The organism is Chitinilyticum litopenaei DSM 21440 (genome assembly GCF_000428145.1).
In the GTDB taxonomy this organism is placed as follows: Bacteria; Pseudomonadota; Gammaproteobacteria; order Burkholderiales; family Chitinibacteraceae; genus Chitinilyticum; species Chitinilyticum litopenaei.
In genome coordinates, this window is record NZ_ATZJ01000008.1 from 71,398 (window position 1) to 81,657 (window position 10,260).

Genomic DNA, 10,260 nt, shown 5'->3' on the forward strand with positions numbered 1-10,260 from the left:
AATCAGGATCAGTAAACAGGTATATCGCTGTAGCCATTATCTTTAATTGGCTACAGCGACATACCCAATTATGTAACCATGAGAGTGATGCACAGCGGTGCCCGGATGTTCCGGCAAGGCCGGAAAGCGCATGCGGGCTCCTGCGTGGAGAACCTTCTGAGCAAGCCACAAGAATCTGCTGAACCACAGGGACACAGAGAGCACAGAGAAAAGCAAGAACACGTCATGGGAACACCTCAGGGTTTTGCTTCCTCTGAGCTCTCTGTGTCTCTGTGGTTGATTCGGCTTTTGCTGAGAAGCCTTGCCAACCCGGTGCGAGCAAATCTAGCCACCGGTTTTCAGGCTGGGCTTCGCGCGGCGGCGCTGGCCGATGGCAAACCGGCATTTGCCTGCACGGCCAATCTGCGTACACTGCCAGTCCGCTCACGAGGAGTTGCCATGAATCCCCTCTATCCCCTGCTCGCCCTGACGATAGGCCTGGTCGTGCCGCTGCAGGCTGCGATCAACAATCAGCTCAAGCATGTCATCGGCGGCAGCACCGTGCTGGCGGCACTGGTGTCCTTCGTGGTGGGCGGGCTGACGCTGGCGCTGGTGGCGCTGGCGACCGGGCAGAAATGGCAGGGTCTGGCCAATCTGCCGCGTGCCGAATGGTGGATGCTGCTCGGCGGTGTGCTGGGGGCGCTGTTCGTGTTCGGCACCACGCTGCTGGCGCCGAAAATCGGCGTGGCGGTCATGCTCTCGCTGATCATCGCCGGCCAGGTCGTGGCCTCGCTGCTGTTTGACCGCTTCGGACTGCTGGGCATGCCCTTGCGTGACATCAACAGCTGGCGCCTGCTGGGCGCGGTGCTGGTGGTGATCGGCGTGGTGCTGGTGAATTTCGGCGACCGCTTCGGGCCAGCGGGCAGGTAAGCCTACCCGCTTACACCCGCTCCAGCCTGTCCCGGCCGGTGGATTTGGCGCGGTAGAGCGCCTCGTCCACGCGCTTGAGCGTTTCGGTGATGGTTTCGCCTTCCCGGTACGCCGTGCAGCCAAAGCTCAGGGTCAGCGTGCACGATTCGCCATCGTGCACAAAGGGTTCGGCCCGCAATTGCTCGCGGATGCGCACGATGGCGCGCTCGGCGGCCGCCATGTCGCCACCGGGAAACAGCAGCAGGAATTCCTCGCCGCCCCAGCGCCCGCACAGATCGTATTCGCGCAGGGGGCCGGCCATGACGCTGGCGACATGGCACAGTGCGGCATCGCCGACATCGTGGCCAAAACGGTCGTTGATCTGCTTGAAGAAATCGATGTCGGCCATGGCCACGGCAAAGCTGTCCTGGCCGCGCGCGGCCTTGGCCTGCTCGGCAGTCAGGCGGTCGAACAGATAGCGGCGGTTGTAGAGGCCGGTGAGCAGGTCGTGCGAGGCCGTGCGCTGCAATTCATTGTTCAGCTCGCGCAGCATGTGCTGGTACTGGTCGCTGATGCGCACGATCTTTTCCAGCTGGCGCAGCTGGCGCTCGTAGCGCTGGGCAAAGGTCTGCCCCCGCTCCCGCTCGGCCAGCTGATACTGGTCGGCAATGCGCATCAGCCGCGCCATCATCGCACCGCGTTCGCGGTAGCCGTCGTACAGCCCGCCCAGCAGCGCCTGCAGCACGGGCGCGGAGGTGGCGGGATCGGCCAGCGCGGCTTCGACGTCGCGCTCCAGGCCTTCCCTGGAATCAGGCTGCGTGCTCATTCGGCGACGATCTCGAAGGGGAAGCTGCAATCCTCGCGGAACTCCTCGGCCAGATCGGCGACACGGGCATTGCGGCTGTCATAGAACCAGCGCAGCGACACCGCGCGCCCCTGCCCGTGCGCCGCCTCCAGCTGATCAAGCACGTCCATCATGATGCGGATCGAGCTGGTATTGAGGTAGAGCAGCCGCAATTCCAGCTGCAGCGGGCCATGGTCACTACCGAGGTAGGCACCGACCCAGTCCAGCAGCGGGCGGAAGAGTTCAAAGGCATTTTCCGGGTAGGAGTCGCCGCCGAGGCGCACCATCCCGGCGCTCCAGTCGGTCTGGATCGAGGGCGAGGAGGTCGAGGCGGCGATATTCAAGTCTTGCATGTCGGTTCCTAACACGCTGTCGAGTCGCTCGGCTGGCGCCGGGTCAGGCCCGGAGCTGGCCAAGTCGAAGCAGCCACAGCATTCGATCGGTTTTCAATCACATCACAATCACGTCTTCCGCGCCGGCAGGCACATTGGCCGACTGGCCGGCACGGGGTTCAGATCACCACTTCCAGGCTGAAAAAGGCCATGCCGTTTTCCAGATGCTGCAGACGGGCGGACAGCGGCTCGCTGGCGCGGCGCGCCATGTCGATCAGCCCCAGACCCGCGCCGGTAGTGGCGTCGGGCGCGCGCGGCTGGCGCAGCTGCTCCTTGTAGGCGGCCTTCAGCGCGGCCTTGTCCAGCGCGGCCAGGGCCTCGATGCGCGCCAGCAGCTGCTCGCCATCGGCGGCAAAGAGCTTGTTGCCGGCACTGACCAGATAACGGCCATCGGCCGTCAGCGAAATCACCACGGTGGCGCGCGTCAGCTCGTCGGGCAGCGACTTTTCGCGGGCATAGTGGCGGATGTTCTGCGTCAGCTCGATATACACGGCGAACACGTCCATCACCGAGCCCGGCGAAACGGAAACGCTTTCCAGATGCCGGCGCAGCGCCATGCCGATTTCTTCGATCAGGCTGGCGGAAAAGGGGCCGTTGAAACACATGAGGATGCGGTGCTGCTCGAAGGTATCGCGCAAGCCCAGGATATCAAGGGTGGTCATGCTGAAGGTTCTCCTTGCGCCGCCGCAGATGCCGCACCCAGCAGCACCCCCAGTACGGCCATGTCATCACGTTGCTCGCGCTCGGCGCGCCAGTCGAGCATCAGCCGGGTCAGCCGTTCCTCGCGCACACTGGCCGGCAGCCCCGAGAGCTGCAGCAGCCACTGGGCAAAGCGCGCCTCGCCCAGGCCAAAGCCATCTTCACCGCCGGACTGGTCAAACAGGCCGTCGGTGGCCAGATAGACAGCGGCCACGCCGTTCAGCGGCACGCTCTGGTTATGCCATTCGCCCTGGCGACGCTCGGCGATGGCGCGCCGACCAGCCGGCAGGATGCGGACCTCGCCCCCTTGCTGGATGAAGGCGGGCAGCTTGGCTCCGGCAAACACCAGCTGCTGACGCGCCGCGTCGATATGGCAGAAGGCGGCGTCCATATTGGTGGCGAGCAGATTGCCGGTCGCATCGGCGGGCAACATGCTGCGCACGCGGGCATCGATCAGCGCGATCAGGCGCGCCGGGTCGGTCAGCCCGGCCTCGTCAATGGCGAGATCGGCCGCCACATGCGCCAGCATGGTCATGAAGGCCCCCGGCACGCCGTGGCCGGCGCAGTCAATCACGCCAAACAGCGTACCGGACGCATCGCTGCGATACACGAAGAGATCCCCCCCCACCACATCGCGCGGCTGCAGCCAGACCAGCCCGGCTGCGCCGAACTGCTGGCGGAATTCCTCTTCGGGCAGCAGCGAGCGCTGGATCAGCCGCGCATAGCGCAGGCTTTCCTGGATGTGCTGGTGCGCCACCGCCATGCGGGCATTGGTCTCGGCCAGCTCGTGCGTGCGGTCGGCGACCTTCTGCTCCAGCTCGCTGGCGTGACGGTCGACCTGTTCGGCCATGCGGTCGAACACATTGGCAAGGGCGCCCAGCTCGTCCTGACGGCGACTGGCGATGCGCACCTGGTATTCGCCGCGCCCGAAGCGCTGGGCAATTTCCGTCAGCGAAGCCAGCGGCCGCAAGAGCCCGCGGTCAACGCCATACATCAGGAGGGCAAAGAGCAGCGCCAGCAGCAGCAGCGCCGCCAGCAGCCAGGGCAGGAACTGCTCCACGGCGATCAGCTTGGCCGTTTGCAGATCCAGCGCAGTGACGGCATACCAGCGCAGCTCGGGAATATAGGCCAGCGCAAAGAGCTGCGGCTTGCCGTCGAGCACGGCCTCGACAATCGTCACGCCATCGGGGTTGGCGCGGGCCTCGACCATGGCCTGCTGCACGGCCAGCCGGTCGGCATCGCTGCCCAGGTAGCGCGCCAGCGTCTTGTCGATGCTGCGGCTGCCGGCAATCTGGAACTGGATGCGCTGCGGATCGGCGTGCGCCATGATCGCGCCCTGCTCCTCGAGCACCATCGAGCTCACTCCAGCCTGCGCGCTGCGGGCGAATTCCTGCAGGAAGGCCGTGAGGTCCAGCCCGCCGCTGATCAGGCCCAGGCGCTTGCCGGCATCGCCGACCATGACATTGATCCAGACCTTGGTCGTCTTGACATGGGCATCCTGCGACACATTGAGCTGGTAGGGCGCCGGCTTGCCCAGCAGGCTGAAAAACCAGTTGTCGTCCGGATTGGCGGGCTTGAGCGTGTAGCGCGGTGCAGTACTGAAAGGCAGCGAAGGATCGTTGAGGAAGTAATGGCCGGTCGCGGCGGCCGCGAGGCAATACATCTTGCCGGCAAACAGTGTCCGATAGGCCTCGGCCTCGCGAAAGGCCGCTTCGCGCAGGACCGGATTGCCATCCTCGCGCAGAAAGGCGCGGATGCTCTCCTCGCTGGCCAGCCGCTGCGCCAGGGCCAGCTCGCGGTTCAGTGGCGCCAGGATACGCTGCTTGTACAATTGCGTGTGCTCGCGGGCAAAGGCTTCGCCATAGTGCCGCTTGATGACTTCGACCACCTGCAGGCCGATCACGGTGGCCAGCGCAACGATCATCGCGGCGCAGGCGGCAAACAGCAGCACCGACTTGGCGCGCAGGCCGGACCAGGCTGACGTCTTGCGATATGCGGCGGTCAATTGCGTCGTTTCCATTGCATCATGCATTGCTGATTTACCGTATTAAGCCATGTTCCGCTTGCGGCAAGCAAAAATTTGCAGAACATCGCGCGCAAGCACAATGTATAGCCTTGCAGCCCAAACAAATCAAAGCCCCTGAGGATATACCCCTTTGAATTCCCTGCACATTTGCGCCTGGCACGAGGATTTCCTGCTGGTCGCCAAGCCGGCCGGCCTCGATTGCCATCAGGCGGGCGAGAGCGCCGGCCTGGCGCAGCGCCTGCGCGAGCAGACCGGCCTGGCCACGCTGCATCCGGTACACCGGCTCGATGCCGCCACCTCGGGACTGATCCTGTTTGCACGCCACACAGAAGCTGCCCGCGAACTGGGCGAGCAACTGGCCGAGCACCGCATCGAAAAATACTATCTGGCGCTGAGCCCGCGCCAGCCCGCGAAAAAACAGGGCTGGGTCAGGGGCAAGATGCTCAAGGGGCGCAATGGCAGCTGGCGCCTGACCCGCGACGAAGGCTTGCCGGCAGTGACGCAGTTTTTCTCGTCGGGCCTTGGCAATGGCCTGCGCGCCTTCGTGCTGCGCCCCTTGAGCGGGCGCACCCACCAGCTGCGCGTGGCGATGAAAAGCCTGGGGAGCCCCATTCTCGGCGATGCGCGTTACGGTGGTGCGAACGCCGAGCGCCTTTATCTGCATGCCTGGGCGCTGCGCCTGCGCTGGCGCGGCGAAATCCTGCACTGGCACTTGCCGCCGGATGGCGGCGAGCACTTTCTCGAGCCGGCCTTTGCCGACTGGCTGGCGACCCAGCCTGCGCCCTGGCAACTGCCGTGGCCTGGCGACCACACCTTGTAAGATCCATCCATCAGCAAATGCTGTAAGTTGCGAATTTTTCAGTATGATCGCTGGCGCAATGACGCAAGCATGCGCAGGCAGGCACAAGCACAGGCCGCCGGCGCAGAAAAACAAAAAACTGACGAGAGGAATCGCATGACACCACGCCACGCACTGCGTGCCGGGGCCCTGCTGTCGCTGCTGACTGCCTTCAACAGCCACGCCGCCGACCCGTGCAGCCCGGTCTGGAGCAGTACCAGCACCTATACCGAAGGCCAGCAGGCCAGCCTGCAAGGCAGCAATTACCGCGCCAAATGGTGGACCCGCGGCGAAGAGCCCGGCACGACCGGCCAGTGGGGCGTCTGGCAACTGCTCGGCGCCTGCACCAGCGGCAACCAGCCAAGCCCAACGCCGCAGCCCAGCCCGCTGCCCACCGTGCGCCCCAGCAGCACCCCCACAGCAACGCCCAGCGCCACACCGACCACCGCACCGAGTGCCACCGCCACACCGCAGGCAGGCAATGGCTGCCTGGCGGCCTGGTCGGCCAGCGTGGCCTATACCGGCGGTCAGCGAGCATCGCGCCTGGGCCGCAATTATGAAGCCAAGTGGTGGACCCAGGGTTTCGACCCGAGCCAGGCCGGCCCCTATGACCCGTGGAAGGATCTGGGCGCCTGCGGCGCCACAACCGTGACGCCGACCGCAACGGCCACACCCAAACCGAGCGCCACGCCAACAGCTGCTCCGACTGCCGCGCCGACCGCCACGGCGACTCCGAAGCCCAGCGCAACGCCGACCGCCACAGCCACACCGAAGCCCAGTGCCACGCCAACCGCCACGCCGACGCCTGTCGGCAGCAGCCTCGTGCCGCCGCGCGCCCTGACGCTGGAGCAACCGGGCGACATCGGCACCCTGCGCGCCGCGCAGCAGCGCTCCTTCAACCACACGCCCTTCCAGTCCACCGGCTACTGGGTGCAGACCGGCGATGTGCTGGTGGTGAACTACCACTACACCGGCGGCGCCCCGAACAAGGGCCCGGAAATCTGGATCCACTCGATCGATGACGACACCTGGGGCTACAGCACCGCCCAGAAGGTGAAGCTCAATGTCGGCAGCACCACCATCACCGCCAGCAAGACCGGCGCCGTGTACGTGGCCGCCTTCAACACGCCGACCGATGGCGAACTGAAGGTCGAGCTGGTGTCCGGCGGACGCGTGATGCCGCGCTTCGTGCTCGGCAAGCACACGGCCGCCGACTGGGCACAGATGCTGGCGAACTACAGCGACGCGCCATATGGCGAGCTGGTCAGCCAGCGCATGATGCTGACGGCCACGCTGCCCAAGGTGAAGCAGCATGTCGACGACCCGGTCGTGCTGATGACGCTGTGGGATGAAGTCGTGCGCCTCACCGACGAGCAGTACGGCATCAAGCCCGGCAATGCCTGGCCGCACAACCCGACGCCGCACCGCTTCCACTACGTCGAGCTGCCGCCGTATGACGGCTGGATGTACTCGTGGCAATACCGCATGGCCAGCGCCTCGGCCGACGGCGCACTGCGCCCGGTCCTCAACAGCAAAACCCTGCGCACCGATGGCTGGGGTCCGTGGCACGAGCTGGGTCACCAGTATCAGATGAGCACCTTCACCTGGGCCGACCAGACCGAAGTCACCGTCAACCTGACCTCGGCCTATGTACAGCGCGCGCTGGGCAATGCCTCGCGTTATGAAACGCAGGGCACCTGGACCAAGACCTTCGCCTACCTCGCGCAACCGACGCGCGACTTCGCGACGCAATCGGATCTCTTCGTGCGCGCCACGATGTTCTGGCAGCTGGACCTGACCTTCGGCCAGGACTTCTACGCCAAGCTCGGCACCAACTACCGCAACATGCCGGCTGCCCTGCGCCCGAGCACCGATGCCGCGGAGAAGCAGACGTTCATCATCGAAACCAGCCGTGTCGCCGGTTACGACCTGACGCCCTTCTTCGAGCAATGGGGGATTGCGGTTGACGCCGCCACACGCACCACGCTGGGCGGCATGGCGCTCAAACCGCTGACGCAGCCGATCTGGCAAAACCGCGACAGCAGGGTGCTCTACCGTCTGTAAGGCCACGGGCCGGGCGCGGCAGGAAGCGCCCAAATACCCGAAACCCTATGCAGCCACAACCATTTGCCAAAATAGGCTGCAAGCCAATACCCATAAAGCAATCCAGACGCCGGTCAATGACCGGCGTTTTTTTATCACTGTGACCGGCGCGTGACTCCCAATTCTGACAAAGTTGCTTTACCATTCCGTAGCCGGTCGAGGTCACACTACATTTCAAGGGGAAAAACCCCGCGCTTCGTCCAGGCCAAAAGCTGCGCCAGGCAAAAGCAGCGTCAAAAACAACGATGGAGTGATTGATGAAAACTCGTATGCGTACTCTCGCAGGCGCCTGCCTGCTCGCGCTGGGCTCCCTGGCCCCGCTGCCCATGCTGAGCGCCACGGCCCATGCGGCCACGGCCTGGCAGGAAGGCGTCACCTACACCGCCGGCACCGTCGTCAGCTACAGCGGCAAGGACTATCAGGCGCTGGTCACCCACACGGCCTACGTGGGCGCCAACTGGAACCCGGCGTCGACGCCGACGCTGTGGAAAGCCCTGACTACGTCGACCAGCCCGACGCCGACCGCAACCCCCACGGCCACCGCCACACCGACGGCAACGGCCACACCGACCGCGACGCCGACCGCAACCCCCACGGCAACAGCCACCCCGACCGTCACTGCCACGCCGACCGGCAGCAGCGGCTGCTTCACCGCCTGGAAATCCGGCACGGCCTACACCGGCGGCCAGAAAGTGACCTACAACGGCCGCGACTATGAAGCCAAGTGGTGGACCACCGACGCGCCGAGCAACAGCGCATGGGGTCCCTGGAAAGACCTGGGCGCCTGCAATGCCGGCACGACCAGCACACCAACCGCTACGCCGACGGCAACGGCCACGCCGACCGCAACTCCGACTGCAACCGCCACACCCACGGCAACCCCGACCGCGACGGCCACGCCCACGGCAACCCCGACCGCAACCGCCACGCCGACCGTGACACCGACGGCCACGCCGACGGGTGTCGTTGCCGCCTACAAGCCCCAGATTACCTACGTGCCGATGCCGGCCGGCGGCCCGAGCGATGCCCAGCTGGCTGCGGCCGAACAGGCGCTGATGAGCCAGGCCGGCACCGATGCCGGCGCGATTGCCCGCATCCGCGAGGCGCTGCAAGTCCGCAACGATGCCGAAGTCGAAGCCGTTACCCCCGGCAATCCGGCCAACCCGGACAATGTGAAGCGCGTCGAGCGCGTGCTCTCCGAAGCACGCTTTGACAGCCTCTTCCCGGTGCGCAATGTCGCTTACACCTACACCAACCTGCTGCGCGGCGTGGCCAAGTTCCCGTCCTACTGCAAGACCTACACCGACGGCCGCAACTCGGACGCCATCTGCAACAAGCTGCTGGCGACCTCCTTCGCCCACTTCGTACAGGAAACCGGTGCCAACTGGCCGGCGCTGACCCCGGCCACCGCACGCACCTATCCGGCGCAGAACAATCCGGTGCTGGCCACCATGCCGCAAAACACCGCCATCCCGGTTTACAAGCAGGGCCTGTGGTATCTGCGTGAAAACGGCACCACCGAAGGCCAGAGCGTAGGCATGTACCAGGACTGCTTCCGCGGCGCCGGCAGCTCGATCTTCTCGATCTTCTCGCCCTGCGCACAGAACGCCAACGGCCAGTTCATCGACTACTTCGGCCGCGGCTCCAAGCAGCTGTCGTGGAACTACAATTACGGCCCGTTCAGCAAATCGCTGTACGGTGATGCGAACGTCCTGCTCGACAATCCGGCCCGCGTGGCGGACACCTGGCTGAACTTCGCCTCGGCCATCTGGTTTGCCGTGTACCCGCAATCGCCCAAGCCGCCGATGACCTGGGTCGTCGATGGCACCTGGCAACCGAATGCGGTCGATCTGGCCAACAACATGAAGCCGGGCTTCGGCGCCACCGTGCACATCATCAACGGCGGCATCGAGTGCGGCGGCGGCGGCGCGGAAAAACCGCAAGTACAGAACCGCATCGCGGCCTACCAGGCCTTTGCCGCAGAAATGGGCGTACCCATCCCGGCGGACGAACCGCTGGGCTGCGCGGCCATGAAGGGCTTCCAGACCGGCTCTGCTGCCGCGACCAAGACCTACCTCGACAAGAACTGGGGCTACAACGCCAACTACCCGGGCGGCAAGTCCTACGCCTGCCAGCTGGTGGATTACCAGATGCCGTTCTCGCTCGCCAACCCGGGCGATTACAAGGCCTGCGTGGACTACATGTTCCGCGGCCAGGTCAAGCACAATGGCCAGATCGTGATCGACAACACCAAGTAATCCAAGTAATCCGGTTCATTCCGGTCATGACAGGCTCCCTGCGGGGAGCCTGTTTTTTTTTGCGCGCCACCGCTATTGCGCAACGCTTGCTGCACAGTTCCTTACCGAAAACGGAATGAACAAACAAATTTCAATACGATTAGAATGAACAAAATCGAAAGCACTTCATAAACGGCCCCGGGCCCATCCCCGCATTGCCAGACGAGGCGACA

The 10,260-nt window shown here is 64.9% G+C and carries 8 protein-coding genes; 4 read left to right on the top strand and 4 right to left on the bottom strand.

From position 1 onward, the window contains the following. The first annotated feature begins 438 nt into the window (after nt 1-438). Nucleotides 439-909, top strand: coding sequence for a DMT family transporter (locus tag C515_RS0105485; RefSeq protein ID WP_028454721.1), 471 nt, complete (start codon nt 439-441; stop codon nt 907-909). 10 nt (nt 910-919) lie between these two features. Here the strand turns inward: C515_RS0105485 and siaD are convergent, their stop codons facing one another. The 4 genes from siaD to siaA all read right to left on the bottom strand — a co-directional run bounded on the left by siaD (nt 920) and on the right by siaA (nt 4,843). After that, nucleotides 920-1,714 (bottom strand): biofilm regulation diguanylate cyclase SiaD, encoded by a 795-nt coding sequence (gene siaD, locus C515_RS0105490; protein WP_028454722.1) that lies wholly within the window; start codon nt 1,712-1,714, stop codon nt 920-922. Beyond that, a complete protein-coding gene (gene siaC / locus C515_RS0105495; protein WP_028454723.1) occupies nt 1,711-2,085 on the bottom strand; it encodes a biofilm regulation phosphoprotein SiaC in 375 nt (124 codons plus the stop codon). The genes siaD and siaC overlap by 4 nt, the downstream gene beginning before the upstream one ends. A gap of 158 nt (nt 2,086-2,243) precedes the next feature. Next, nucleotides 2,244-2,786 (bottom strand): biofilm regulation protein kinase SiaB, encoded by a 543-nt coding sequence (gene siaB / locus C515_RS0105500; protein ID WP_028454724.1) that lies wholly within the window; start codon nt 2,784-2,786, stop codon nt 2,244-2,246. Next, nucleotides 2,783-4,843, bottom strand: coding sequence for a biofilm regulation protein phosphatase SiaA (gene siaA / locus C515_RS19670; protein ID WP_051304664.1), 2,061 nt, complete (start codon nt 4,841-4,843; stop codon nt 2,783-2,785). The genes siaB and siaA overlap by 4 nt, the downstream gene beginning before the upstream one ends. A 136-nt stretch (nt 4,844-4,979) precedes the next feature. Here siaA and C515_RS0105510 point away from each other — a divergent pair, with 136 nt between their 5' ends. The 3 genes from C515_RS0105510 (at nt 4,980) to C515_RS0105520 (ending at nt 10,048) form a co-directional block, all read left to right on the top strand. Then, on the top strand, nt 4,980-5,669 hold the full coding sequence (locus tag C515_RS0105510) for a pseudouridine synthase (RefSeq protein ID WP_028454725.1): 690 nt from the start codon (nt 4,980-4,982) through the stop codon (nt 5,667-5,669). A gap of 135 nt (nt 5,670-5,804) precedes the next feature. Continuing rightward, nucleotides 5,805-7,751, top strand: coding sequence for a M60 family metallopeptidase (locus tag C515_RS22325; protein WP_158380783.1), 1,947 nt, complete (start codon nt 5,805-5,807; stop codon nt 7,749-7,751). Nucleotides 7,752-8,059: 308 nt separating this feature from the next. After that, a complete protein-coding gene (locus tag C515_RS0105520) occupies nt 8,060-10,048 on the top strand; it encodes a glycoside hydrolase family 19 protein (RefSeq protein WP_211233989.1) in 1,989 nt (662 codons plus the stop codon). Nucleotides 10,049-10,260: the final 212 nt, after the last annotated feature.

Coding starts and splice junctions, on each gene's coding strand:
- C515_RS0105485 (WP_028454721.1), top strand. CDS start 439: ATGAATCCCCTCTATCCCCTGCTCGCCCTGACGATAGGCCTGGTCGTG.
- siaD (WP_028454722.1), bottom strand. CDS start 1,714: ATGAGCACGCAGCCTGATTCCAGGGAAGGCCTGGAGCGCGACGTCGAA.
- siaC (WP_028454723.1), bottom strand. CDS start 2,085: ATGCAAGACTTGAATATCGCCGCCTCGACCTCCTCGCCCTCGATCCAG.
- siaB (WP_028454724.1), bottom strand. CDS start 2,786: ATGACCACCCTTGATATCCTGGGCTTGCGCGATACCTTCGAGCAGCAC.
- siaA (WP_051304664.1), bottom strand. CDS start 4,843: ATGGAAACGACGCAATTGACCGCCGCATATCGCAAGACGTCAGCCTGG.
- C515_RS22325 (WP_158380783.1), top strand. CDS start 5,805: ATGACACCACGCCACGCACTGCGTGCCGGGGCCCTGCTGTCGCTGCTG.
- C515_RS0105520 (WP_211233989.1), top strand. CDS start 8,060: ATGCGTACTCTCGCAGGCGCCTGCCTGCTCGCGCTGGGCTCCCTGGCC.